The sequence below is a fragment of the Ewingella sp. S1.OA.A_B6 genome (assembly GCF_049889095.1).
Lineage (GTDB): Bacteria > Pseudomonadota > Gammaproteobacteria > Enterobacterales > Enterobacteriaceae > Ewingella.
The window spans coordinates 19,382-44,142 of sequence record NZ_JBLJFK010000010.1; the positions used below are offsets into that span (position 1 = coordinate 19,382).

General features: G+C 53.2%; 22 protein-coding genes. 3 read left to right on the forward strand and 19 right to left on the reverse strand.

Annotated elements, in window-relative coordinates:
• Positions 1-73 precede the first annotated feature (73 nt).
• The 4 genes from ACMV8I_RS16365 to katE form a co-directional block, all read right to left on the reverse strand.
• Positions 74-601, reverse strand: coding sequence for a DedA family protein (locus tag ACMV8I_RS16365; protein ID WP_498866271.1), 528 nt, complete (start codon positions 599-601; stop codon positions 74-76).
• Positions 602-676: 75 nt separating this feature from the next.
• Positions 677-1,459: a tyrosine-protein phosphatase gene (locus ACMV8I_RS16370; protein WP_498866272.1), complete on the reverse strand. Its 783-nt coding sequence runs from the start codon at positions 1,457-1,459 to the stop codon at positions 677-679.
• A gap of 155 nt (positions 1,460-1,614) precedes the next feature.
• Positions 1,615-2,370 (reverse strand): uridine phosphorylase, encoded by a 756-nt coding sequence (udp, locus tag ACMV8I_RS16375; protein ID WP_498866273.1) that lies wholly within the window; start codon positions 2,368-2,370, stop codon positions 1,615-1,617.
• A 268-nt stretch (positions 2,371-2,638) separates the two neighbouring features.
• Positions 2,639-4,915, reverse strand: a complete 2,277-nt coding sequence (gene katE, locus ACMV8I_RS16380; RefSeq protein WP_498866274.1) for a catalase HPII — start codon at positions 4,913-4,915, stop codon at positions 2,639-2,641.
• A 214-nt stretch (positions 4,916-5,129) separates the two neighbouring features.
• Between katE and ACMV8I_RS16385 the strand changes: the two genes are divergently transcribed.
• Entirely contained in the window at positions 5,130-5,972 is an 843-nt protein-coding gene (locus tag ACMV8I_RS16385) for a dienelactone hydrolase family protein (RefSeq protein WP_498866275.1), read from the forward strand.
• A gap of 214 nt (positions 5,973-6,186) precedes the next feature.
• On the opposite strand, the gene metE is transcribed toward ACMV8I_RS16385, so the two are convergent.
• Positions 6,187-8,463, reverse strand: a complete 2,277-nt coding sequence (gene metE, locus ACMV8I_RS16390) for a 5-methyltetrahydropteroyltriglutamate--homocysteine S-methyltransferase (RefSeq protein WP_498866276.1) — start codon at positions 8,461-8,463, stop codon at positions 6,187-6,189.
• A gap of 103 nt (positions 8,464-8,566) precedes the next feature.
• Here metE and metR point away from each other — a divergent pair, with 103 nt between their 5' ends.
• Positions 8,567-9,502, forward strand: a complete 936-nt coding sequence (gene metR / locus ACMV8I_RS16395; protein ID WP_498866277.1) for an HTH-type transcriptional regulator MetR — start codon at positions 8,567-8,569, stop codon at positions 9,500-9,502.
• Here metR and ACMV8I_RS16400 read toward each other — a convergent pair.
• Complete coding sequence (locus tag ACMV8I_RS16400) at positions 9,408-10,307, reverse strand: carboxylate/amino acid/amine transporter (RefSeq protein ID WP_498866278.1); 900 nt, start codon at positions 10,305-10,307, stop codon at positions 9,408-9,410. The genes metR and ACMV8I_RS16400 overlap by 95 nt on opposite strands.
• 199 nt (positions 10,308-10,506) lie before the next feature.
• On the opposite strand from ACMV8I_RS16400, the gene ACMV8I_RS16405 reads away from it, so the two are divergent.
• Positions 10,507-10,806, forward strand: a complete 300-nt coding sequence (locus tag ACMV8I_RS16405; RefSeq protein ID WP_498866279.1) for a DUF2756 domain-containing protein — start codon at positions 10,507-10,509, stop codon at positions 10,804-10,806.
• 51 nt (positions 10,807-10,857) lie between these two features.
• On the opposite strand, the gene ACMV8I_RS16410 is transcribed toward ACMV8I_RS16405, so the two are convergent.
• The 13 genes from ACMV8I_RS16410 to ACMV8I_RS16470 form a co-directional block, all read right to left on the reverse strand.
• Positions 10,858-11,787 carry a LysR family transcriptional regulator gene (locus ACMV8I_RS16410; protein ID WP_498866280.1) on the reverse strand — a complete coding sequence of 310 codons (930 nt, stop codon included), beginning with the start codon at positions 11,785-11,787 and terminating at the stop codon, positions 10,858-10,860.
• 129 nt (positions 11,788-11,916) lie between these two features.
• Complete coding sequence (locus ACMV8I_RS16415) at positions 11,917-12,915, reverse strand: aldo/keto reductase (RefSeq protein ID WP_498866281.1); 999 nt, start codon at positions 12,913-12,915, stop codon at positions 11,917-11,919.
• 143 nt (positions 12,916-13,058) lie between these two features.
• A complete protein-coding gene (gene ugpQ / locus ACMV8I_RS16420; RefSeq protein ID WP_498866282.1) occupies positions 13,059-13,799 on the reverse strand; it encodes a glycerophosphodiester phosphodiesterase in 741 nt (246 codons plus the stop codon).
• Positions 13,800-13,802: 3 nt separating this feature from the next.
• Positions 13,803-14,876, reverse strand: a complete 1,074-nt coding sequence (locus tag ACMV8I_RS16425; protein ID WP_498866283.1) for a sn-glycerol-3-phosphate import ATP-binding protein UgpC — start codon at positions 14,874-14,876, stop codon at positions 13,803-13,805.
• A gap of 6 nt (positions 14,877-14,882) precedes the next feature.
• Positions 14,883-15,728, reverse strand: coding sequence for a sn-glycerol-3-phosphate ABC transporter permease UgpE (gene ugpE, locus ACMV8I_RS16430; protein WP_498866284.1), 846 nt, complete (start codon positions 15,726-15,728; stop codon positions 14,883-14,885).
• The gene (gene ugpA, locus ACMV8I_RS16435; RefSeq protein WP_498866285.1) at positions 15,725-16,612 is read right to left on the reverse strand and encodes a sn-glycerol-3-phosphate ABC transporter permease UgpA; all 888 of its coding nucleotides are present in this window, start codon (positions 16,610-16,612) and stop codon (positions 15,725-15,727) included. The genes ugpE and ugpA overlap by 4 nt, the downstream gene beginning before the upstream one ends.
• Positions 16,613-16,783: 171 nt before the next feature.
• Complete coding sequence (gene ugpB, locus ACMV8I_RS16440; protein ID WP_498866286.1) at positions 16,784-18,100, reverse strand: sn-glycerol-3-phosphate ABC transporter substrate-binding protein UgpB; 1,317 nt, start codon at positions 18,098-18,100, stop codon at positions 16,784-16,786.
• Between the two features lie 203 nt (positions 18,101-18,303).
• Complete coding sequence (locus tag ACMV8I_RS16445; RefSeq protein ID WP_498866287.1) at positions 18,304-19,491, reverse strand: aminotransferase-like domain-containing protein; 1,188 nt, start codon at positions 19,489-19,491, stop codon at positions 18,304-18,306.
• Positions 19,492-19,621: 130 nt separating this feature from the next.
• A complete protein-coding gene (gene livF / locus ACMV8I_RS16450; RefSeq protein WP_498866288.1) occupies positions 19,622-20,323 on the reverse strand; it encodes a high-affinity branched-chain amino acid ABC transporter ATP-binding protein LivF in 702 nt (233 codons plus the stop codon).
• A 13-nt stretch (positions 20,324-20,336) separates the two neighbouring features.
• Positions 20,337-21,107, reverse strand: coding sequence for a high-affinity branched-chain amino acid ABC transporter ATP-binding protein LivG (livG, locus tag ACMV8I_RS16455; RefSeq protein ID WP_498866289.1), 771 nt, complete (start codon positions 21,105-21,107; stop codon positions 20,337-20,339).
• A complete protein-coding gene (locus ACMV8I_RS16460) occupies positions 21,104-22,393 on the reverse strand; it encodes a high-affinity branched-chain amino acid ABC transporter permease LivM (protein ID WP_498866290.1) in 1,290 nt (429 codons plus the stop codon). Before ACMV8I_RS16460 ends, livG begins: the two co-directional genes overlap by 4 nt.
• Positions 22,390-23,316 carry a high-affinity branched-chain amino acid ABC transporter permease LivH gene (livH, locus tag ACMV8I_RS16465; protein ID WP_463739123.1) on the reverse strand — a complete coding sequence of 309 codons (927 nt, stop codon included), beginning with the start codon at positions 23,314-23,316 and terminating at the stop codon, positions 22,390-22,392. The genes ACMV8I_RS16460 and livH overlap by 4 nt, the downstream gene beginning before the upstream one ends.
• Positions 23,317-23,631: 315 nt before the next feature.
• Positions 23,632-24,744: a branched-chain amino acid ABC transporter substrate-binding protein gene (locus ACMV8I_RS16470; protein WP_498866291.1), complete on the reverse strand. Its 1,113-nt coding sequence runs from the start codon at positions 24,742-24,744 to the stop codon at positions 23,632-23,634.
• Between the last annotated feature and the right edge of the window lie 17 nt (positions 24,745-24,761).

Sequence of the window (24,761 nt, forward strand, 5' to 3'; positions counted from 1 at the left end):
TTTGCGAGACGTCTCGCAAGACGTGATTTCTCACCCACAGCCCTCTTGTGCAAAATTTTTTATCACCACAAAATTAAAACCAGCGGCTCAGCCATTGAATACCAAAAGCGCCAGGTGCCAGAACCCCAAATGCCCATATCAAGGCAGAAGAAAAGTTGGCTATTTGGAAATAACGCTGTGGCATACCGCAAATGCCCGCAACCAAAGGTACAACGGCACGAAGGGGGCCAAAGAAACGACCAATAAAGGCGCCGGCCATGCCCCATTTATCAAAGAAAGCATGTCCGCGTTCCAGCATCTGCGGATGCTTTGAAAGCGGCCAAAAATTACCGACCCGGTCCTGGAAATGTGCGCCAACCCAGTAAGAAACCCAGTCACCGATGAAGGCACCCGCCGCGGCCGCCGCCCAGATAGGCCAGAAAGAAATGCCGCTTTCACCTATTAATGCCCCAAGGCCCAGTAAAATCACCGTGGCGGGAAGCAGCAGAGAGAGAAATGCCAGTGATTCACCGAATGCCAGAAAAAAAACAATCGGCACAGCCCAGCCCTCATGCGCACGCACAAACTCAGTGGTGAGGTGAATAATTTCATTAACGGTCAAAAGTCTTCCTCGTAATACGTACTTTAGAACCAGTCGTGCTGGCTAATCAAAGGGGTGGAGATTTGATATCCGGAGCTACTCAAGATAACGGTCACGCAGATTCCCACGCTGCTCAGCTGTCAACCCGTACTCTTTTTCAAGCCACAGATCGGTGGAGCCGTACAAATCATCGATAGATTTTAGCGCAGTTTCGATAAACGCTTCGCGCACAGAAAGAACATAGGCAAATTTAGCCAGCGCTTTTGGGGTGAGCTGGATGGACATTTGATTAAGCATTTGCTCGCGAAAAGGCGCCAGCGTGGTGTCAGTGAGCAAGTAATCTTCCAGCACCGTGTTGCGGTCTGCACCCAATGCAAAAAGGACCAGCGCAGCCCCCATTCCCGTGCGGTCCTTACCCACTGCACAGTGCTGGACAATAGCACCACCACCCGGTTGCATCAGCAGGATTGCCAGTTGCTGATAAGCCGAATTATTGAAGGGTAACCGGCGATAAAGCTCCAACATAAAGGCTTCAGGGTCAAAAGCATTGATAGTGTGCTCGGTCAATTTCTCGAGATTGGCGTTAACCTCGTTGCTCAGCGGGTTGGCTGGTGCGTGGTAATACTGAGCACCGTGCCAGAGTACATCAGGTTTTGCAGCAACTTCATCGGCATCACGATAGTCGAGGATATGCGTGACCGGGACCTTGCTGAGGAAGTCGCAATCTTTCGCCGTCAGTGCATCAAGTGAGCCGGAGCGGTACAACCAGCCGCGTTTAATGCGGCGTCCATCGGCGGCGGTGTTGCCCCCTAATTCGCGAAAGTTAACACCACCTTCAAGAGGCGTCAATGAAGGGTGAAGCAAGATGGTTGCTGTCATAAAAGGTCCTTTTTCGGGAATTATCTATTCCCAGACCTTAACAGATTCGCGTTGCGAGATAAAAAAACGGGCCCCCGTAGGTAGCCCGTTATAGCCATTTATAACGCTTTATAGCTCTTTATAAATAAGTAAAAGCAAAAGCAACGCCGCGGCCTTTAGATCAGGTGGCGTGCTGCCTCTACGACAATCTTCACCGCATGACTTTCGGTTTTTTTCATCGTCTCGGCATTCGGAATTTCTTGCTGGGTACGGTTGACGATAACGCCCGCCACCATACCAGCACGCAGGCCCTGGCTTGCACACATGGTCAGCAGTGTCGCAGATTCCATTTCATAGTTCATGACGCCCATTTCCTGCCACTCTTTCATCGACTCTTTAAAGCGACGAACCACGCGGCCGGAGTAAGTGTCATAACGTTCCTGACCCGGATAGAAGGTGTCAGAAGATGCGGTCACACCGATGTGAGTTTCTGCGCCAACGGCCTTCGCCGCAGCAACCAGTGCGGTGGTACAGGTGAAGTCGGCTACTGCCGGGAATTCCAGCGGCGCGAAGTGCAGGCTTGCACCATCCAGGCGCACGGCTGCGGTGGTCACCAGTACGTCACCCACATTAATGTGTGGCTGAATCGCACCGGTCGTCCCCACGCGCAGGAAAGTACGGATACCCAGTTGAGCCAGCTCTTCTACTGCAATAGAGGTCGATGGACCGCCGATACCCGTAGAACAGACGATGACAGATTTGCCATCAATTTCGGCGCGCCATGAGGTAAATTCACGATGAGAAGCCAGATGTACTGGGTTCTCCATCAAATTGGCGATCTTCTCGACGCGCTCAGGATCACCAGGAACGATAGCCAGCGTCGCGCCGTTTAAATCTTTTTTGGTCAGGCCAAGGTGGAAAACGTCAGACATAACAAACTCCTCTTTATTTAAGGTCATATTTTCGCAGGAGGACACCCAGCTACTCTACTGATCATTGTGCCGTTATTTCGTGATGAGGATCACTACGATGTAACAACAAAATCAGTGCGTACATTTAAAGTGTGATAAATATCACAACAAAGGCCTAATTTGGTGATTATTAATACTATTACGTTTTTTCTATATGCCCTGAAAAATGCAAAGGCATTGCCCGTTACCAGCCAATGCCTGTTTTAAAGCACGTAGTGACGTTAACTATCTAGGCGGGGACGCCCTCAGCTTTTACACTGCGTGACCAGATGCGGTGTTTAAACATATCAGCGAGGAAAGTCTCCAGCAGCGCACCTTCGGCTTTCTCACCTTCAACTACCCCTTCCTCAGCCACTCCATCCTCCAGGCCCAGCAAGGATTTGAAACGACGGGCGTCACCGCTCAGGCCAACCACTTTGAGATGCTTATAGGCTTCCAGCACGTAATGCCGCGCATCACCACTCATTAGCAGCGCATCAATGTGGCCATGCGGCACAAGTAATGCATCCACGGTAATAGAAGGAGAACCGGCAAACGTGGCGTCAACCGATAAAGTTGAACCATCATCAGCCACGACTTCCCCTAGGTGACTGGCGAGTAGTTTTGGATGCACGCCGGCCGCCTGTAAAGCCTGCAAAGCATTGAGCACGTCCGCAGCATTGACACCATCGCTGAGCAAAATCGCCACCTGGCGCCCTTTAATAACGCCTTTACCGCTGGCATACAGACTGAGGGAACTATCTTTATCCAGTCCATTTACCGGTTTCGGTGGCTGGGTTTTCAGCGCATCGTCACTGAGGTTAATTCCCAGATTGTTCGCCACTTTCTCCGCTAGCTGCACATCAATATGCGTCAACAAATCGACTACCCGTTCACGAATATAAGCACGTGCCACTTTGGAGAGTTCGAAAGAGAATGCCGCAACAATGTGGTCCTGTTCAACAGGTGTCTGACTTAGCCAGAACAGCCGTGGCTGAGAGTAGAACTCAGCAAATGACTCACTCCGCTGGCGTATTTTATCGCCATCAATGTGCTCATGGTAACTCTCAAAACCACCACCTTTCGCAGCCGGGGGTATTTCACGAGGCCAGTTATCGTTGAGCGAATTCGGCTCATAGTTAGCGGGGTTGGTGTCGATATCCTGCCGATGCATGCCGTCGCGCTGGAAATTATGATACGGGCAGGTGGGCCGGTTGATCGGGATCTCATGGAAATTCGGCCCGCCTAAACGGCTGATTTGCGTATCGGTATAAGAGAAGAGACGTCCCTGCAACAACGGGTCATTACTGAAATCAATACCAGGCACAACATGCCCAGGATGGAAGGCGACCTGTTCAGTTTCAGCAAAATAGTTATCAGGGTTACGGTTAAGAACCATCTTGCCGACCAGTTCTACCGGCACCAGCTTCTCGGGGATCAGTTTTGTGGCATCGAGCAGATCGAAGTCAAATTTGAACTCGTCCTCCTCAGGGATCAACTGCACACCGAGTTCATACTCCGGGTAATCCCCGGCTTCGATGGCTTCCCAGAGATCGCGGCGGTGGAAATCAGCATCTTTCCCGGCCAGCTTCTGCGCTTCATCCCACAGCAGAGAGGCCTTTCCGGCCAGCGGTTTCCAATGAAAACGTACGAAGGTTGATTTCCCTTTGGCATTCACAAAACGGAAAGTGTGGATGCCAAAGCCTTCCATTGTCCGGTAGCTGCGAGGAATACCGCGGTCGGACATGGCCCAAAAGACGTTATGCAAGGTTTCAGGTTGCAGCGATACGTAATCCCAGAAACTGTCATGCGCGCTGGCGCCCTGCGGGATCTCATTATGCGGCTCGGGTTTCACTGCATGGACGAAATCTGGGAATTTATGCGCATCCTGGATAAAGAACACCGGAGTATTGTTGCCGACTAAGTCGTAAACGCCTTCCTCGGTGTAAAATTTAGTCGCCCAGCCACGTATATCGCGCACGGAATCTGCCGAACCTCGCGATCCCTGAACCGTAGAGAAGCGCACAAAGACCGGCGTTTTCTTATTTGGATCGGAAAGAAAATCAGCCTTAGACACATCTGACAGACTGCGATAGGGCTGGAAATAACCATGAGCGGCGGCTCCGCGGGCATGGACAATACGCTCAGGAATGCGCTCATGGTCAAAGTGGGTGATTTTTTCGCGCAGGATGAAATCTTCGAGCAGCGTCGGACCACGGCTACCTGCCGTTAATGAATTTTGATCATCGGATATTTTGGTACCTTGATCCGTGGTCAGAGCGTGCTTCTCACCCTTTTTACGGTGAATATCCAGTGCCATCAGTTTAGCGTTGGTGTTTTTCGGGCTTTTGGCGCTACCCGAAGCCGTCGGCTCTTTGCCCGGCGGAGTAGGTTTTGCCGTCACTTTATGAGAACCATCCGCAGGTGCCAGACTTCCCAATCCAGGCTGTGATGACGATATGCCCGTGGCGGGGGCGCGGTTAACCGGTTTCTGCTCACTTTTCTTTTTCGGGGCTGATTTCGACATTGAATTGAACTCCTTTAACATTCCGTTTCACAACGAGCGTTGTCACGACGACAGGTTCGTCGTCTTCGCTTTCAGTTCTGAGCCTCAGTCTTAAGACTTTTTATCCTCAACACCTAACTATAGGACATGTCTTCTACCTTGCCGTGCCGGGTTTATGGCTATAGTTTAAAAACAACAGCTCGACTCATTTCATAAGAAAAGTATGGAGACCCACATGAAGAATGACGATTTACCTGTGCCTGCACCGCAAGTAAAACAAGCTCCGACCAGCTTCGCACCGGCCGTGACGCCTGTCGCCAGCACCACGGTACACACAGATGCCGAAGGGCTGCATGCCGGTCAGACCAACATTCCATCTCAGGGTGAGGACATGCCGGCCTATTTGGCGCGTCCTGAAAACTACACAGGGAAATTGCCCGTTGTTTTGGTGGTGCAGGAGATTTTCGGTGTGCATGAGCACATCCAGGATGTGTGCCGTCGGCTGGCGAAACAAGGTTATATGGCCATCGCGCCTGAGCTCTACTTTCGCCAGGGCGATCCGCGCGACTACACTGAAATCAGCGACATCATCAGCAAAGTGGTAGGTAAAGTACCCGATCAGCAGGTGTTGTCCGATCTTGACCACACCGCGCATTGGGCTTCGCAACACGGCGGGGACGCTTCAAAACTGGCCATCACCGGTTTTTGCTGGGGTGGACGTATAACCTGGCTTTATGCAGCACACAACCCGCAACTAAAAGCCGGTGTGGCCTGGTACGGGAAATTGGTGGGAGATAAAACACTGACCACGCCGACCCACCCGGTTGATGAAGCGGTAGACCTGACATCACCCGTGTTGGGCCTGTATGGCGGTAAAGATTCGGGCATTTCCCTTGAGAACGTGGAAACCATGCGTCAGGCGATTCGGGCAGCTAATGCCACAGCTGAAATTGTGGTGTACCCGCAAGCCGGACATGCGTTTAACGCCGATTACCGGGCAAGCTATGATCCGGAAGCGGCTGCCGATGGCTGGCAACGTATGCTTGGATGGTTTGCTCAATATGGCGTCAAGGCATAACCAGCAATGGAAGCCCCGAAGATACGATGTCGGGCGGGGCTTTTTCTGTCTTAGGCCAAATCAAACTGCCCAAACGTACCCTGCTACTCCCGTTCAAACTTTTCCTCGGCGACATAAACTGCAAACACGCGACATAACTGCACGTCGACACCATAGAAAAGGAGCGCCGAAGCGCCCCTGGGTTTCATCACAACATGAAGCTTATATCATCACACTAGATTTGCTCAGCGCGCAGACGTTTAGCGGCTTTGACCATGTTTTCCAGCGACTCGCGGGTCTCCGGCCAACCACGGGTTTTCAGGCCGCAGTCCGGGTTAACCCACAGGCGCTCTGCCGGGATACGGTCGGCGGCTTTACGCAGCAGGGCTTCAATCCACTCAACGCTTGGCACGTTTGGCGAGTGAATATCGTAAACGCCGGGTCCGATTTCATTCGGGTATTCGAAGTCTTTGAAGGACTCCAGCAGATCCATATCAGAACGTGAGGTTTCGATGGTGATCACGTCCGCATCCAGCGCGGCAATCGAATCCATGATGTCGTTGAACTCGCAATAACACATATGCGTGTGGATTTGCGTGTCATCTTTGGCAATCGCGGCGTTCAACTTGAACGCATCTACTGCCCAGCGCAGGTAAGCATTCCACTCAGACTGACGCAGCGGCAGGCCTTCGCGCAGTGCCGGTTCGTCAATCTGAATGATGCCGATACCGGCTTTTTCCAGATCTTCCACTTCGTCACGCAGCGCCAGCGCAATTTGTTTAGCGATGGTTTCACGGCTGACATCTTCACGCGGGAAGGACCAGCAAAGAATGGTGATCGGGCCGGTTAGCATCCCTTTGACTGGTTTTTCAGTCAGAGACTGTGCGTACTTCGCCCATTCAACAGTGATCGCTTCAGGACGGCTGACGTCGCCGATAATCACCGGTGGTTTGACGCAGCGGGAGCCATAGCTCTGTACCCAGCCGTTTTGCGTGAACACAAAACCGTCCAGATGTTCGCCGAAGTATTCGACCATGTCATTACGTTCAGCTTCGCCGTGCACCAGAACATCCAGATCCAGACGCTCCTGTTCTTTAATAGCCTGACGGATATGTTCACTGATGCCGGTACGGTAGTTTTTACCGTCGAGGCGACCCTGTTTGAAGTCCAGACGCAGGCCACGGATTTCAGTAGTTTGCGGGAATGAACCGATGGTCGTGGTCGGCCATGACGGAAGTTTGAAGCGCGCTCGCTGCGCTTCGGCACGTTGAGTGTAAACGTGCGGGCGCTCAATATCGGCAGCGGTAATAGCGGCGACGCGTTTGCCGACGGCGGCGTTGTTCACCCGGGTCGATTCGCGACGGGCGAGGATTGGCGCGCTATATTTCGCCAGTTTTTGCTGTGCTTCAGCCGTTGGGTTGTTCAGTGCTTCAGTCAGTAGCGAAAGCTCCGCACATTTTTGCAGCGCAAACGCGAACCAGCTTTTCACTTCTTCATCCAGACGACTTTCAACGCTTAAGTCGATCGGGCTGTGCAGCAGTGAACAGGAGCTGCCGATCCAGACGTTGCGGCCTTCAACCAACGGCTTCAGACGGTCAAACCAGGTGCTCAGATCGGCGCGCCAGACGTTACGGCCATTGATCACGCCCAGTGAAATCAGCCACTCTTTTGGCAGTGCGTTGATAACGGTTTGCAGGTCATCACGACCGGCCACCGCGTCAATATGCAGGCCTTGAACCGGCAACTGACGGATCGTGTCGAGGTTGTGGCCTACGCTGTCAAAATAGGTGGTCAGCAGCAGTTTGGTTTTGCCCTGCAACTGTTCATATGCCGGTTTGTAGGCATCCAGCCACTCTTGCGGTAGTTCCAGCACCAGCGCAGGCTCGTCAATCTGCACCCATTCGATGCCACGTTTTGCCAGTTCGGCCAGCACTTGCTGGTAAATAGGAAGAATGTCGTTAATCAGAGAAAGACGGTCAAATTGCTCACCTTTCACTTTACCCAGCCACAGATAGGTCAATGGACCGAGCAGCACAGGTTTGATTTTATGACCGAGCGCCAGCGCTTCATCGACTTCTTCCAGCAGTTGTGTCCAGGTCAGTTTGAATTGCTGGCCTTGCACGAACTCCGGCACCATGTAGTGATAGTTGGTGTTGAACCATTTGGTCATTTCAGCCGCCGCCGCCGGTTTACCGGTTGGTGCACGGCCACGTCCCAGACGGAACAGGGTATCAATATCGACCGAACCGTCAGCATTCTGATGGCGAGCTGGCACGTTACCCAGCAGCAGGCTGGTGGTCAGTACGTGATCGTACCAGGCGAAATCGCCCACTGGCACCAAATCAACGCCAGCTTCCTGTTGCTGCTGCCAGTGACGAGCGCGCAGTTCGCGGCCGGTTGCCAGCAGTTCTTCCTGAGTAGAGTTTCCTGCCCAATAGCTTTCTTGTGCTTTCTTCAGCTCACGACGCAGACCAACACGTGGAAAACCGAGGGTATGATTCAATATGGTCATTTTTAAATTCCTGTTTAGCCGTCCAGATGTTTACACATCTATAATCCGCAGGTACTGTATATTGCACAAGCGCAAATTATTCATGGCACAGTGAAGGACTCTCATGATCGAATTGAAACACCTCAGGACGTTGCAGGCTCTGCGCAACACCGGGTCGCTGGCCGCCGCAGCTTCACAGCTGCACCAAACCCAATCGGCTCTTTCGCACCAATTCAGCGACCTTGAGCAACGCCTGGGTTTTCGGCTGTTTGTGCGTAAAAGCCAGCCACTGCGCTTTACACCTCAGGGTGAAATCATGCTGAACCTGGCGGAACAGGTTTTGCCACAAATCCAGCAGGCGCTACAGGCCTGCACTGAGCCGCATCAGACATCACTGCGTATTGCCATTGAATGTCACAGCTGTATTCAATGGCTGACTCCTGCGCTGGATAACTTTCGTATCAACTGGCCGCAGGTCCTTATGGACTTCAAGTCCGGCGTAACCTTTGACCCGCAACCGGCGCTGCAACAGGGCGAGCTCGACATCGTCCTGACCTCCGACATTCTGCCGCGCAGTGGTTTGCACTATTCACCGATGTTTGATTTTGAAGTACGCCTGGTGCTGGCACCGGATCATCCGCTGGCCGCCAAAGCCGTCATCATGCCGGAAGATCTCAGCACAGAAACGCTGATGATTTATCCGGTTCAACGTCAACGTCTGGATATCTGGCGGTATTTCCTGCAACCGGCAGGCGTCAGCCCGTCGCTGAAAAGCGTCGATAACACCTTATTATTGATTCAGATGGTGTCGGCGAGAATGGGGATTGCGGCGTTACCACACTGGGTGGTGGAAAGTTTTGAGCGCCAGGGTTTGGTGGTGACAAAAACCCTGGGCGAAGGTTTATGGAGCCGGTTGTACGCCGCCGTGCGCGATGGAGAGCAGCGTCAACCGGTGGTTGAAGCTTTTATTCGTTCTGCGCGGCAGCACGCTTGCGATCATCTGCCTTTTGTCCGCGATGCGGCACGACCCAACGCCGGTGCACCCACAGTGAGGACATAATCACCGCAGCGCCGAGGATAAAACTCAGCCAGTGTGGTTGCTGTTGCCAGATAGCCAGGTTAACCAGCAGCCCAGCCGGGACGTGAAAATTGTTCATAATCCCCAACGTTCCGGCGTCTACCTGCGTCGCGCCGTAGTTCCACATGAAGTAACCCAGCCCCGATGCCCCAATCCCCAGCCACACCAGAATCCCCCATTGCAGTTCAGTGGTCGGTAGTTTTTGCGGATTGCCCCACAGGCACCACGCCACCACCGCGCAGAGCAGTGCGCCAAGATAGAACCAGGAAAACGCCGTATGCTGCGGCATCGGATGGGTTTCCATCAGACGCTTATAACCCACCTGCCCGAGCGCGAAGCAGAGATTCGCCGCCTGCACCAGCAACAATCCGATGATGAAATGTTCGCTGATATGGTCATAGCGGATGATTGCCGCACCTGCGACAGCCAGCAGCGCGCTCAACGCATAGCCGATACGGATTTTGCGGCCGCTGAGCAGGTCATAGATCAGCGTCACGTACAGCGGCGTCATTACGGTGAAAAGCAGGAACTCCGGCACCGAGAGGTACAAATAGGCCTCAAAGCTGATGAGATACATGATGCCAAGCTGCATTGCGCCGACCGCCATGTACATCAGCAGAGTTTTAACCGGATACCCTTTCCAGCGCAGAAACGGCAGGAAGATCAGCGCGGCCAGCCCCAGACGTACCAGTACGGAAAACACGCTGTCAACCTGACCGGCAAGATAGACGCCAATCAGGCTAAAAGAAAAGGCCCATAAAATGGTGGTAATAATAAGTAATGGCACGAAGTTAAGCCCGAAAATGAAGAAGATGGCTGATTGTAACGGAAGTTGGAAAGGTACGACGGGCAAAGTAGGTTTACCTCTGTACAATAATAAACCGAATGAGAGCCAGGACACGCTTTAAGCGTTACGTGCTGCGAACCTCCACGCTGTGCGGTTCTATGGCGTAGACTTAAGGAATGACTGAATGGAGGATACTCTGATGAAACGTTCTTATGGACTCTTGGCCTTAGTGCCGCTGATTTTCGCCGTACAAGCCACTGCGGCCAATACGATCCCACCACCGGACCGCGCACAGCAGCTGTTAAATAATCCGTCGCAACAACGGATGCAGCAACAGCAGCAGACCAACTCACAGCTGCAACAGCGCCAGTTACAGCAGGGTATTAATAACAGCCAGCAGCAGCAACAGCTAAAGCTGCGTTCGCAGATCCAAAACGATCAGCAACGTCTGCAAACCCAACAGCTGAATCAGAATAATCAGTTGTTGCAGCAAAAGTAAAATCAGACGCCATAACGGCGTCTTTTCCATCCCTCGCTTGCCCGGTTTGGTTTAAACCCGCTCAGTCTGCGCGCCGGGGACCAGCGGCATCAACTGCTCCACGGCTCTGAGTACATTTTCGCGCAGCTCATTTTTGCGCACCACTAAATAGACATCAATATTCAGCTGCCGGGCTGTCCGCTCGTCAAGTTTGCGGTAACATAACCCTTCGCGCGTCGACAAACACATCGATTCAGGCATCAGTGCCATCCCTTTTCCACGGGCTATATTCGCCAGCGTCAGCAAAGAGTCATCCGCTTCTGATTTCCGCTTAAGGGCACAAGGCAGTTTTTCAAAAAAACCTTCGCACTTATCATAAAAGCAGGGGTTTGCGCTGCGGCTGAACCAATACAGTGGCAAATCTGCCACGTCCTGCAATGACAGGCTGTGCTTGATACTTGCCGGATGTGTTGAAGGCAGAGCCAGCATCAAAGGCTCACAATGCAGCCAGTGGAAATCGAATTCATCATCATGACGTGAAGACTTCTCCCCGGTCAGCGCAATATCCAAGTCTCCCCGGGCGAGAAGTTGTAATAACTGCTTAGAGGTCAGCTGATAAGCAGCAACATCATCGGCATCTATCAATTTTTCCAAATAGGCATTAATGGTGGGAATTAACGTGAAATCCAGAGCACGGGTCACGCCAATTCTGACTTTCCCGCTTTCTACTTTAAGGTTTTTGACCAGCTGTGAGAGTTGTTCAATCAGTTGTATTGCCTGAGTCTGTAACCGCAAACCTTCCTCAGTTAAGTGAACCTGATGAGTATTCCGGGTAAAAAGCGGACAGCCGATCATCTCTTCAAGACACTGAATCTGACGGGTCAGCGGGGGCTGAGTCATGCGCATCCGTTCGGCGGCCCGCCGAAAATTAAGTTCATGAGCCACAGCAACAAAACATTGTAATTGTTTGATTGTAGGTAATTTTTCGCTGAAATAGTTCAATACATAGTTCCCGCGTCATGTTTCCTGGATCCAGAGAGAAAGAGGAAATAGTCAATATCAGAAGAACAACCTGTACAGACACATCATGGCCATTAACCCCTGACGCCACAAATATGGCTTGTATCCACGCTAAGCATTCACGCCTTTCATGCCTTCGAGGCTGTAACGCTCGCCTTTAATTTCAATACTGTTTTTGAGCGCGTTAATGAACGCCACATCTTCAGGGCTTAACGTAATATCAGCCGCACCGGCATTTTCTACCGCATACTGACTGTTTTTGGTCCCTGGGATCGGCACAATCTGGTCATATTGCGCCAACAGCCACGCTAGGGCGATTTGCCCCAATGTGCAGTGATATTTTTCGGCCAAGGGCTGAATAACATCCAGGATGCGAGTGTTGTACTTCATATTCTCATCACTGAAACGGGCATTGTTCTTACGGAAATCCCCTTCAGAGAAATGGCTGTTATTGAGGTATTTCCCCGTCAGGAAACCACGTCCCAGCGGTGAATAGGGCACCACACCAATCCCTAATTTGATGGCCATCGGCAGAATGTCCTGTTCAATATCGCGCGTCCATACGGAATACTCGGTTTGCAACGCGGCGACCGGATGAACACGGTGAGCTTTTTCGAGCGTTGCGGCCGAGACCTCACACAACCCCACGTGAGCAATTTTGCCCTCTTTCACCAGTTCGCTCAGGCAAGACATGCTCTCCTCAATGGAAGCATCAGGATTGACCCGGTGCAGGTAATAGAGATCAATACGTTCCACGCCTAAACGCTGCAAAGACGTATGACAGCATTGGCGAATGTAATCAGGCTGGTTGTTGATGTTGCGTTCGTAGGAGGCGTCAACTGGGCGGTCGATACCACATTTAGTGGCGATTTTTATTTGTTCACGCTGAGCGTTTTTCAGCGTAGCCAGAAAATGTCCGATCAACCGTTCGTTGTGTCCGCGACCGTAAACGTCAGCGGTGTCGATCATGTTAACGCCAGTGTCGATCACCGTTTTCAGTACTTCGAGTGAATGCGTATCGTTGGCCTCACCGTAGAACTCACTCAGCCCCATTGCACCAAAGCCCATCGCCGATACGCGTAATTCTCTACCTAATGTTCTTATTTGCATCTTCGTCTCTCCTCAGAATAAGAGATGAGTATGAAGCAAGGTCAAAACAGGGAGAATTTCAAAGAAATTAATACAAGAAAGGTATCACCGGGATATCCCATAAGAGATACCCCTTTTCAGTGCGGTGCATTCAGGCGATTGACTCAGACAAAGTCCGGCCCGATCACATCAATATTGTCAGTGCAGATGCAATCCACGCCCCAGCGGAGCAGTTCGCGCGCGCGCTCGGGTTTATTGACCGTGTAAACCAGAATATGCAAACCGGCGTCCTTGAGCGCCTTAACGCGCGCTTCGGTCAGCACTTTGTGATTGAGGTGCAACGACGCGCACTCCAGTTCGTCGGTCAGCACTTCCCAGTCATCTTGCCATTGGTCGATCAACAGTCCACGCGGCAACTCAGGCGCGGCTTTTTTGGCCGCCATCAGCGCGTCAAACTCGAACGAGGAGAGCAGCGGCGGCGCAGCGTGATCTTTCCACAATTCACGGGCAGACAGTGCTATCTGCGTACCGGTTTCGACATTGGTACCCGTGGTCGGCTTGATCTCGATATTCGCCATCATCTGATAATGCGCGCAGCGCCGGGCGACTTCTGCCAGCGTCGGCAACTTCTCGCCTTTGAATGCCGCACTGTACCAGCCGCCTGCGTCCAGTTCGTTCAGCTTGCTCCAGCTCAGTTCACCCGCCACGCCCCAGCCATTGCTGGTGCGGTTCAGGGTATCGTCATGCAGCAGAAAGATTTCTCCGTCCTGCGCCAGTTTGGCGTCGAATTCAATCATGGTATGACCGTATTTCGCGCCCATATCGATGGCAGCAAGGGTATTTTCCGGTGCCAGCGAACCGCCGCCGCGATGCGCTACAATCCGAGGATAAGGCCAGATTGACATGTTTTACTCCATTCGTGAGCCGCTGTGTGAATCGAAAAAGTGTAGCGCGTTCGGCGGCAAAACCAAACGTAACTCGGTGCCCGGCTCCGGGCAGACTTCATAATTGAGCCGCACCACCACACCACTGCCCGCCCATTTGCCATGCGCCAGGTTGTCGGCACCCAGCAGTTCCAGCATGGTGAGGTTAAGTGGGATGCCGGTCTGCGGATCATCAGATAGCTGAATATGTTCAGGCCGTATCCCAACGGTCAGCTCACGGCCGCCCCACTCAGGGCGCGGCATCGGCAGCGGTAATTCGAAGCCACCTTCCATAACCAGCGACGTACCATCGCTGGCAAGCTGGCCTGGCAGCAGATTCATGGCCGGAGAGCCAATGAAGCTGGCGACAAACAGCGTCGCCGGGCGACGGTAAACTTCAGACGGCGTGCCGATCTGCTCGGCCACGCCTTTGTTCATCACAATCACGCGCTCGGCCAGCGTCATGGCTTCAACCTGATCGTGCGTCACGTACAAACTGGTGGTGCGCAGGCGACGGTGCAACTGCTGCAGCTCGAGGCGCATCTGCACGCGCAGTTTGGCATCGAGGTTAGACAAGGGTTCATCAAACAGGAATACCGCCGGTTCTCGCACGATAGCGCGGCCCATTGCCACACGCTGACGCTGACCGCCAGACAGCTCGCGTGGTTTACGTTTCAGCAGCGGGCCAAGCTCCAGAATACGTGCCGCTTCTTCGACGCGAGCCAAGATCTGCGCTTTGCCGAAGCCACGGATTTTCAGGCCGTACGCCATGTTGTCGAACACGCTCATGTGCGGATAGAGCGCGTAGTTCTGAAACACCATAGCGATGCCGCGATCTTTCGGCTCCATCTCGGTGACGCGCTGATCGTTAATGTAGATATCACCGCTGGTCGTGCGCTCAAGCCCAGCCACCATGCGCAACAGTGTTGACTTACCACAGCCTGACGGGCCGACCATCACAATAAATTCGCCATCCGCGACGTCCAGATCGATGCTCTGAATGATCTGATTTTTACCGTCATAGGATTTAGTCACTGCCTGTAATTTTAAATTAGCCATTTCGCATTACTTCTCACTGTCTACCAGACCGCGCACAAACCAGCGCTGCATCAGGAGCACCACCGCAAGCGGGGGCAATAAAGTCAAAATCATCGCTGCCATCACCTGATTCCACTGGGTGGAACCGTCGCCGGAAGAGATCATACTTTTGATTCCTGCCACCGCCGTGCCCATCGAGGCATCGCTGGTGATCAGAATCGGCCACAAATATTGGTTCCAGCCGTAAATAAAGGTGATGACGAACAGCGCTGCCAGGTTCGTTTTTGACAACGGCAGTACGATGTCCCAGAAAAAGCGCATCGCGCCTGCACCGTCGATACGCGCCGCTTCCAGCAGTTCATCCGGCAGGGTCATAAAGAATTGGCGGAACAGGAACGTGGCGGTTGCCGAGGCCATCAATGGCAGCGTCAGGCCGGTGTAGCTGTCGAGCATATTGAGGTTGGCGATCACCTGAATGGTCGGGAAAATACGCACTTCCACCGGCAGCATCAACGTGAGGAAAATCAGCCAGAAGAACAGGTTACGCAACGGAAAACGGAAATAGACAATGGCGTAGGCAGAGAGCATCGACACTGAAATTTTACCGATGGTGATCACTATCGCCATGATAAAACTGTTGATCAGCATACGGCCAAACGCCGGGCTGCCATCACCCACGCCCTGCGTCCAGATGGTACGGATGTTCTCCCACAAATGGGTGCCGGGGATCAGGCTCATCGGGACCTGGTGAATTTGTTGGATGTCCAGCGAAGCGGCGACAAACGCCACATACAGCGGAAATAAAATCACCAGCACGCCGAGGATCAGCATGATATGGCTGAAAATATCCAGCCCTCTGCGGTTCTCAATCATTGGTAACGCACCTTACGTTCGATGAAACGGAACTGAATAAACGTCAGGCCGCAAACCAGCATCATCAGTACTACCGACTGTGCCGCAGAGCTGGAGAGATCCAGGCCGGCGAAACCTTCCCGATAAACTTTATAAATCAGTGTGGTAGTCGCCTGTACCGGACCGCCGCCGGTCGCCGCATCGATAACCGGAAAGGTATCGAAGAAGGCGTACACCAGATTGACCACCAACAGAAAGAAACTGACCGGTGAAATCAGCGGCAGCACCAGATTAAAGAAACGTCTCACCGGCCCGGCGCCGTCAATAGCCGCCGCTTCTACCAGTGATTTAGGAATAGATTGCAGCGCGGCAAGGAAGAACAGGAAGTTGTAGCTGACTTGTTTCCAGACCGACGCCAGCACCACCAGGAACATCGCCTGGCCGCTATTCTGCGCGTGGTTCCAGTTGTAGCCTATCGAGCCAAGGAAGTGTGTGATAAGGCCCAGGCCGGGGCTAAACAGGAACATCCACAGCACGGCGGCAACGGCCGGTGCCACGGCATAAGGGAGAATCATCAGCGTCTGGTAAATCCGGCTGGCACGCACCACGTGGTCCACAAGGGCGGCAAAGAACAGGGAAACGGCAAGGCCGATAAACGCCACCATAAAGCTGAATTTCAGCGTGGTGTAGAAAGACTCGAGATAGTACGGGTCCTGAAACAGCTGCTCAAAATTGCTCAGGCCGACAAACTGACTGGATAAGCCGAAAGGATCAAGCGTCTGTACCGAATACCACAGCGCCTGACCCGCTGGCCACAGGAAGAATATCGCGGTGATCAGCAACTGGGGCAAAACCAGCGCGTAGGGTAACCAGCTGCAACCAAAACCGGTACGGTGTGAACTCATAATGGTTTACTCGTTGATGCGATGAGACAAAAGGCAGGCCACTCTGCATGAGGCGTAGCGAGCAAAGCCAGTCTGGGCGCGGACAGCGCACAGCTCCCCGAGTGGACACACAGTCCATGAGGAGAGCGAGCACTGCCCAATCCCAGAATGGCGAAGCGCAGTAGCCGTTAACTATTTAGTAGAAGCTTCGAAACGACGTAGTAATACATTCCCGCGCTGCACTGCGCTATCCAGTGCTTCCTTGGCCGTTTTCTTACCGCTCCATACGCTTTCCAGCTCTTCATCCACGACGGCACGAATCTGTTGCATATTGCCCAGACGCAGACCTTTAGTGAACGGTAACGGTGGCTTGTTCAGCATCTGGCGGGTGGCCACGTCAGAACCTGGGTTCTTCTCGTAGAAGCCCTGCTGCTTGGTCAACTCATACGCAGCGGTGGTCACTGGCAGATAACCGGTTTTCTGGTGCCACTCAGCCGCGATGGCCGGCGTAGTCAAGAATTGCAGGAACTCTGCAACACCCTTATAGGTGGCTTTGTCTTTGCCGTTCATCACCCACAGGCTGGCACCGCCGATGATGGCGTTTTGTGGCGCGCCCTTCGCGTCAGCGTCGTAAGGCATCATGCCTACGCCGTAGTTGAATTTGGCGTACTGGCGGATATCGGCCAGTGAACCGGACGATGCAGTGGTCATCGCACAATCGCCGTTATAGAACTTAGCGGTAGATTCATCTTTACGACCAAAATAGGTGAAATCACCCTTCTTGTTCATGTCCTGCAACATCTGAATGTGCTTGATTTGCTCCGGTTTGTTGAATTCCAGAACGGCGTCAGTACCATCAAAACCGTTGTTTTTCGTCGCGACCGGCAGACCATTCCAGGCGCTGAAGTTCTCAATCTGGATCCAGCCCTGCCAGCCGCTGGCGTAACCACACTTGACACCCGATTGACGCAGTTTTTCAGTATAGGTGGCCATGTCCTGCCAGGTTTTTGGCGGCTGATCCGGGTTCAGGCCCGCTTTTTTGAAGGCATCTTTGTTGTAGTACAGCACGGGGGTGGAGCTGTTGAAAGGCTGCGAAAGCAGGCGGCCTTTAGAATCTGAGTAGTAACCTGAGACGGTCGGCACGAACAGAGAAGGGTCTTGCTTGAGGCCCGCATCCGCAAACACTTCGTAAACTGGCATAATGGCTTTACTCGCCATCATGGTGGCGGTGCCCACTTCGTAAACCTGCAAAATAGCGGGGGCTTTGCCGGTGCGGTACGCGGCGATACCTGCGGCCAGGCTCTCGTCGTATTTGCCTTTGTAGACAGGCACAATTTTGAAGTCCGGGTGGGTTTGGTTAAAACGGTCCGCCAGTGAATTCACTTCTTTGCCTAACTCGCCGTCCATTGAATGCCAGAAAGGAATTTCCGTAACCGCCATCGCCTGGGTGCTGAATGCGAATGCCAGTGCGATGCAAAGTGTCGTTTTTGTAACAGCGTGCTTAAGCATGCTTGTCTCCTGAAGAGGGCTGATGTGATGTCAGTGGTGCAAGGATTTCTGCTTCGGGAGCTAACATGACATGCACAAATGACAGAAAAATAAACGTTAAATGACATTAGCGTTACAGAGAGGTGAAGCAAAGGTGACGAACAGATGGCAACTTTTACTGGACCAGAACAAGGGCGTATTGCGGGCGCAATACGCCTTAGAGATTATAAAGCGCGCTTCAGACGGGCAACCGCTTCCTGCATTTGTTCTTCAGTGGCCGTGGCGAATGACAAGCGGAACGTAGAGTGATCGGGATTGTCGGCAAAGAAATACTCACCGGGAACAAATACCACGCCCTGTTCCAGCGTCTTTTTCATCCACTCAGCGGAGTTACGCGGCTCGCGGAAACGCACCCACAAGAACATGCCGCCTTTCGGATATTCAAACGTCAGCACATCACCGAGTTCGCTTTCCAGCAGTTGCGCCAGTACAGCACATTTTTTCTTATAGGCTGCGCGGATTTTTTCGACCTGTGCAGCCATGCGGTTCAGACCGAGATAGCATTCGGCCACTGACTGAGACAGCGCGCTGGCGTGTAAATCCGCCGCCTGTTTGATGATCGCGACTTTATGCAGCAGCCATTGCGGCATGATCACCCAGCCCAGACGCAAGCCCGGTGCCAGAATTTTGGAGAACGTCGAGGTATAGATGATGTTGTCGGTGTTTCCGAACAGCGCTTTGGACAATGCGAACAATGTCGGCTGGCGTTCGTCGGTGAAACGCAACTCGCCGTACGGATCATCTTCCACAATCAGGAATTCGTACTTTGCCGCCAGTTTCACCAGTTGCTCGCGACGGGCACGGCTCAGGGTCACGCCGCTCGGATTGCCGAACGTCGGCACCAAGTACACGCCTTTGATTTTGCAAGTTTTCAGCAATTCAGCCAGTTCATCGACAATCATGCCATCGCCGTCAGAACCGACGGACAGAATCTGCGCTTCGGCCAGTTCCAGTGTCTGCAATGCGGCCAGGTAAGTCGGACGTTCCACCACGAAAATATCATCCGGATCTACAACCGCACGCATCACCAGATCCAGCGCCTGCTGGGAACCGGCGGTGACCACGATATCGTCCGCGTTTGCCACCACGCCACGCTCCTCGCAAAGCTCAGCAATACGCTCACGCAGCGTATGACTGCCTTCGGTCAGGCCGTACTGGAATGCATGCTCAGCATATTCGGTGATCGCCAGCTGTGTTGCTTCACGCAGGCCGTCGAAATCGAACAACGCTGAAGAAGGAATACCACCCGCCAGTGAAATAACGTCTTCCATTTTGCTATGTTTCAGCAGTTCCCGGATGGCTGAACTTTTGAGCCTGACCATACGGGCAGCGAGTAAACCTTCTGTGTTCATGAAATGTTCCTGATGATTTGCGAAGTTATAAGAATGTAAGCGTTTTAATTTATCGACAAAATAAAAACCGCAAAGCGCCAGCCGTGCGGTTTGGAGATATTACAGTAAATTTTTGCGAAATCAGCCGCCGCTATGCGCCGAGATACGCCGAGCGTACCGCTTCGTTAGCCAGCAGCGCCGCGCCGCTGTCTTCCAGCACGACGTGACCATTCTCCAGCACGTAGCCACGGTCAGCGAGCTTTAGCGCCTGATTGGCGTTTTGCTCTACCAGGAAGATGGTCATGCCTTCTTCACGCAGCTGCTGTATGGTGTCAAAAATTTGCTGAATGATAATCGGCGCCAGGCCGAGCGAAGGCTCGTCGAGCAGTAACAGACGTGGTTGGCTCATCAGCGCACGGCCAATCGCCAGCATCTGCTGTTCGCCGCCGGACATCGTGCCGGAGCGCTGGGCCCTGCGCTCTTTCAACCGGGGAAAAAGCTCGAAAACTTTCACAAGCCGCGCCTGATACTGGTCACGGGTGGCGAAGAAGCCGCCCATCGCCAGATTTTCTTCCACCGTCATGCGTGAGAATACCCGTCGGCCTTCCGGCACAATGGCGATATCCCCCCGCATAATTTTTGCCGTCGGCCACTGGGTAATGTCCTGACCTTCGAACATAATCGAACCGTGAGAGGCGCGCGGTTCACCGCATAAACTGCCGAGCAGCGTGGTTTTCCCAGCACCATTCGCGCCGATAAGCGTAACGATTTCACCCTTATTGATGTTAAGGCTGACGTCATGCAGCGCCTGAATTTTGCCGTAATGGGCGGATACCTGATTGAATGACAACATCGTGTTCTGCCCCTTATCCTTCGCCTAAATACGCACGGATCACGTCAGGATTGTTACGGATTTCTGCCGGAGTGCCCTGCGCCAGCGGCGTGCCCTGATTGACCACGTAGATACGGTCCGAAATGCCCATCACCAACTTCATATCATGTTCGATTAACAGCACCGATACCTTGTGCTGGTTACGCAGCTCAGCGATCAGTTGGTTCAGCTCTTCGGTTTCACGTGGGTTCAGCCCGGCAGCAGGTTCGTCGAGCATCAGAATTTCCGGCCGCGTCACCATGCAGCGGACGATCTCCAGTCGCCGCTGTTGACCATAGGCCAGATTCCCTGCCTGGCGGTTAGCCAGTTCGAGTAAGCCAACGCGTTCCAGCCAGTCGGCTGCTCTGTCCAGCGCATCGGCCTCTGCGCGCCGAAAACCCGGCGTTTTTAGCAGACCGGCCAGCACGCCGCTTTTCAGATGCTGATGTTGCGCCACCAGCAGGTTTTCAATCACCGTCATTTCACGGAACAGGCGCACATGCTGGAAGGTTCGCACTATGCCCATGCGGGCAATTTTCTGCCCAGGCAACCCTTCCAGATGCTGGTCACGGAGTTTAATGGTGCCACCGCTGGGTTTGTAGAAACCGGTCAGGCAGTTGAACACCGTGGTTTTACCGGCGCCGTTCGGGCCGATCAGCGAAACGATTTCGCCCTGACTGAGATTCAGCGCGACGTTATTCACCGCCAGCAAACCGCCGAAACGCATCATCAGGCCTTCGACTGACAACAGAGGTTGCATACTCATGCTTGCTCTCCCCGATCGGCAATCTGTTTTTTCGATAACTTAAGTTTTAACTGTGGGCGTTTCATCGGCAACAAACCTTGCGGACGCCAGATCATCATCAGCACCATCAACGCGCCGAGTAATAACATGCTGTATTCATTTAAGTCACGCATCAGCTCGCGGGAAACCACCAGCAAAATTGCCGCCAAAATTACAGCAAACTGCGAGCCCATACCGCCGAGCACCACAATCGCCAGTACGAAAGCCGACTCGACGAAGGTGAAAGACTCCGGGCTGACGAAACCCTGACGCGCTGCAAACAACGTACCGGCAAAACCCGCAAAAGCGGCACTGATAGTGAAAGCGGTCAGCTTGATGCGGGTTGGATTCAGACCCAGTGAACGGCAGGCAATTTCGTCTTCACGCAGCGCTTCCCACGCACGGCCGAGCGGCATACGCAACAGGCGGTTGATGATAAACAGCGTGGCAACCACCAGCAACAGCGCAACCAGATAGAGGAAAATGATCCGGTCGCTGGGGTCATAGTTCAGGCCAAAGAAATGGCTGAAGGTATCCCAGCCGCCATCGCGCGGTGTACGGCTGAACTCCAGACCAAACAGCGTCGGTTTGGGGATTTGGCTGATACCGTTCGGCCCACCGGTAATTTCAGTATTATTCAGCAGCAAAATACGCACTATCTCGCCGAAACCGAGCGTCACGATGGCGAGATAGTCGCCCCGCAGCCGCAGCACCGGGAAACCGAGCAGGAAACCAAAAGCGGCCGAGACCAAACCCGCCAACGGCAACGCTTCCCAGAATCCGATACCGTAATAGTGGTTGAGCAACGCGTAAGTGTAAGCGCCGATAGCGTAAAAACCACCGTAACCGAGCACCAGCAATCCAGAGAGACCGACCACGACGTTAAGGCCCAGACCGAGCATAATGTAGATCAGCGTCAACGTGGCGATATCCACTGTCCCGCGTGACACGATAAACGGCCAGGCGATAGCGGCAATGATCAGCAGCAGCGCCAGCAGTTTTTGCTTCGGCGTGGAGCCATCAAAGCTCGGCAGAACCCAGCCCGGACCGGAGATTTTCTTCAGGCCGCTGCTCACTAGCGGACGAAACAGCTGGAACACGAACACCACAGCACAGCCGATGCCAATCCACATCCAACGAACTTCGCCGGCGCCGTTGACCACCAGTTTGGTGCCATCAAGACCGAGTTTCAGCCCCATAATGAAAGAGGCCAGCACCAGTAAGACGAAGGCAGAAAGCAGGGCGTTGAACAGATTGAGGTGCTTCATACTTTCTCAACCTCCGGACGGCCCAAAATACCTGTTGGCAGCACCAACAACACCACAATCAGCAGTGCAAAGGAGACAACGTCTTTATATTCGGTGCTGAGATAGGCTGAAGTCAGCGCTTCGGCCACACCCAGAATCAGGCCGCCAATCATCGCCCCAGGAATGCTACCGATGCCGCCAAGCACTGCAGCGGTAAAGGCTTTCATCCCGGCCATAAAGCCGATATACGGATTAATCACACCATAGAACTGCCCAAGCAGGACACCCGCTACCGCAGCCATTAAGGCGCCGATGACAAAGGTGAGTGAGATCACGCGATCAGTGCTAATACCCAGCAGGCTGGCCATTTTGAGATCTTCGGCGCAAGCACGGCATGCGCGTCCCATGCGGGAATAACGAATAAACAGCGTTAGCGCGAGCATCGCGACAAAGGTGACCACCCAGATAATCAGCTGCATGGTCGAAATAGTTGCCGCAAAACCGTTGGCGACGCCGAGTGTCCACTGACCGGTGACCAAACTTGGCAATGCCAGGTCGCGCGAGCCCTGCGTCAGGCTGACATAGTTTTGCAGGAATATCGACATTCCGATGGCAGAGATCAGCGCAATAAGGCGTTTGGAGTTACGCACCGGCTTATAGGCCACGCGTTCAATGCTCCAGCCATAGGCACTGGAGATGACAATCGCGGCGATGAATCCGGCACCGATCAGCAACCAGCTAGCATCGATACCCATCATCATCAGGGCCGCAATCACAATAAAAGAGACATAGCTGCCGATCATATACACCTCGCCGTGGGCGAAGTTGATCATACCGATAATGCCGTAAACCATGGTGTAGCCGATGGCAATCAGCGCGTAGGTACTGCCCAACGTCACGCCGTTAAACATCTGCTGAAGGAAATATAAAAACTGCTCTGACATACCCTATCCTTTTACATCAAGGGGGTTGAATTCTGTGCTGAGACTACAACCCAGCGTCTCTTTTAACAGTAGACGCCGGGCAGAGTAATGCGCTGTTCTGTTACGTAATGCATAGCCATGCACAAAATCATTCTGGTTGCAGGTAGGCAGCAATCGGATGACAAGCCGGTCAAAGACCGGTTTGAACAGCGCTTGCGCTGGCCCGCAGGGTGAGCTTCATGAATGAAGCTCATAATCCCGATGAGCTGACATAAGTCAGTGATTCGGGTGAGCGAGTGCAGCCAACACCCCTGCAACCTGAAGGATGAAGGGCATTTATTTGATTGGGGTGGAGGTGCCGTCCTTATGCCACTCAAAGATACCGAATTCGAAGCCTTTCAGGTCGCCCTTCGCATCCCAGCTCAGCGGACCCATTACGGTATTCACCGGTTCAGCCTTCAGATTCTTGGCTATATCAGCCGGTTCCATGCTGCCGCTACGCTCCATACCGGTAGTCAGCGCCTGCAATGCAGCATAGGTGGTCCAAACAAACGGACCCGTTGGATCCAGCTTTTTGGCTTTCAGCGCAGCGACGATTGGCTGGTTAGCCGGAACCTGATCGTAACGTTTTGGCAGCGTGACCAGCATGCCTTCGGATGCATCACCCGCAATGTTCGACAGTGACGAGTTACCTACGCCTTCAGGCCCCATAAATTTGGCATTCAGACCAGCTTGTTTAGCCTGACGCAGGATCTGGCCCATCTCCGGGTAGTAACCACCAAAATAGACGAAGTCCACGTTGTCTTTTTTCATGCGTGCCACCAGCGTGGAGAAATCTTTATCGCCTGCGGTGATGCCTTCAAACAGCACGACGTTGCCGCCGTTTTTCTTCAGGCTGTCCTGAACAGAACGCGCCAGACCTTCACCGTATTGCTGTTTGTCATGCACCACGGCAATACGTTTAGGCTTGATGGTATCAAGGATGTATTTGGCGGCAGTTGGACCTTGGTCAGAATCCAGACCCGTGGTGCGCATCACCATTTTGTAGCCACGGGTGGTCAGGTCTGCATTGGTCGCCGCTGGCGTTATCATTAGCACGCCTTCATCTTCATAGATGTCAGACGCAGGCTGAGTTGAAGATGAGCACAGGTGACCGATGACATAGCGAATGCCGTCGTTGATCACTTTGTTGGCCACCGCCACCGCTTGTTTTGGGTCACAGGCATCGTCATATTCAACGCCAACCAGTTTGTCACCCTTTACGCCGCCTTTGGCATTGATGTCAGCGATAGCCTGTTTGGCACCGGTGAACTCCATGTCACCGTATTGGGCAACCGGACCTGACATGGCACCAACGATGGCCACTTTGATATCTTTTGCCACTGCGGCGTGGCTCATTGCTAATGCGATACATCCTGCCAGCCAGATCTTGCCCGTTGTTGCTTTCATCCTGATACCCCATTTGT

What these genes read in the sequence shown, in the direction of transcription:
- ugpB (WP_498866286.1), bottom strand. Translation starts at nt 18,100, where the DNA reads ATGCTTAAGCACGCTGTTACAAAAACGACACTTTGCATCGCACTGGCA.
- ACMV8I_RS16470 (WP_498866291.1), bottom strand. Translation starts at nt 24,744, where the DNA reads ATGAAAGCAACAACGGGCAAGATCTGGCTGGCAGGATGTATCGCATTA.
- ugpE (WP_498866284.1), bottom strand. Translation starts at nt 15,728, where the DNA reads ATGATTGAGAACCGCAGAGGGCTGGATATTTTCAGCCATATCATGCTG.
- ACMV8I_RS16425 (WP_498866283.1), bottom strand. Translation starts at nt 14,876, where the DNA reads ATGGCTAATTTAAAATTACAGGCAGTGACTAAATCCTATGACGGTAAA.
- livH (WP_463739123.1), bottom strand. Translation starts at nt 23,316, where the DNA reads ATGTCAGAGCAGTTTTTATATTTCCTTCAGCAGATGTTTAACGGCGTG.
- ACMV8I_RS16460 (WP_498866290.1), bottom strand. Translation starts at nt 22,393, where the DNA reads ATGAAGCACCTCAATCTGTTCAACGCCCTGCTTTCTGCCTTCGTCTTA.
- ugpQ (WP_498866282.1), bottom strand. Translation starts at nt 13,799, where the DNA reads ATGTCAATCTGGCCTTATCCTCGGATTGTAGCGCATCGCGGCGGCGGT.
- livF (WP_498866288.1), bottom strand. Translation starts at nt 20,323, where the DNA reads ATGTTGTCATTCAATCAGGTATCCGCCCATTACGGCAAAATTCAGGCG.
- ACMV8I_RS16385 (WP_498866275.1), top strand. Translation starts at nt 5,130, where the DNA reads ATGAAGAATGACGATTTACCTGTGCCTGCACCGCAAGTAAAACAAGCT.
- ACMV8I_RS16370 (WP_498866272.1), bottom strand. Translation starts at nt 1,459, where the DNA reads ATGACAGCAACCATCTTGCTTCACCCTTCATTGACGCCTCTTGAAGGT.
- ACMV8I_RS16405 (WP_498866279.1), top strand. Translation starts at nt 10,507, where the DNA reads ATGAAACGTTCTTATGGACTCTTGGCCTTAGTGCCGCTGATTTTCGCC.
- ACMV8I_RS16445 (WP_498866287.1), bottom strand. Translation starts at nt 19,491, where the DNA reads ATGAACACAGAAGGTTTACTCGCTGCCCGTATGGTCAGGCTCAAAAGT.
- metE (WP_498866276.1), bottom strand. Translation starts at nt 8,463, where the DNA reads ATGACCATATTGAATCATACCCTCGGTTTTCCACGTGTTGGTCTGCGT.
- katE (WP_498866274.1), bottom strand. Translation starts at nt 4,915, where the DNA reads ATGTCGAAATCAGCCCCGAAAAAGAAAAGTGAGCAGAAACCGGTTAAC.
- ugpA (WP_498866285.1), bottom strand. Translation starts at nt 16,612, where the DNA reads ATGAGTTCACACCGTACCGGTTTTGGTTGCAGCTGGTTACCCTACGCG.
- udp (WP_498866273.1), bottom strand. Translation starts at nt 2,370, where the DNA reads ATGTCTGACGTTTTCCACCTTGGCCTGACCAAAAAAGATTTAAACGGC.
- ACMV8I_RS16415 (WP_498866281.1), bottom strand. Translation starts at nt 12,915, where the DNA reads ATGCAAATAAGAACATTAGGTAGAGAATTACGCGTATCGGCGATGGGC.
- metR (WP_498866277.1), top strand. Translation starts at nt 8,567, where the DNA reads ATGATCGAATTGAAACACCTCAGGACGTTGCAGGCTCTGCGCAACACC.
- livG (WP_498866289.1), bottom strand. Translation starts at nt 21,107, where the DNA reads ATGAGTATGCAACCTCTGTTGTCAGTCGAAGGCCTGATGATGCGTTTC.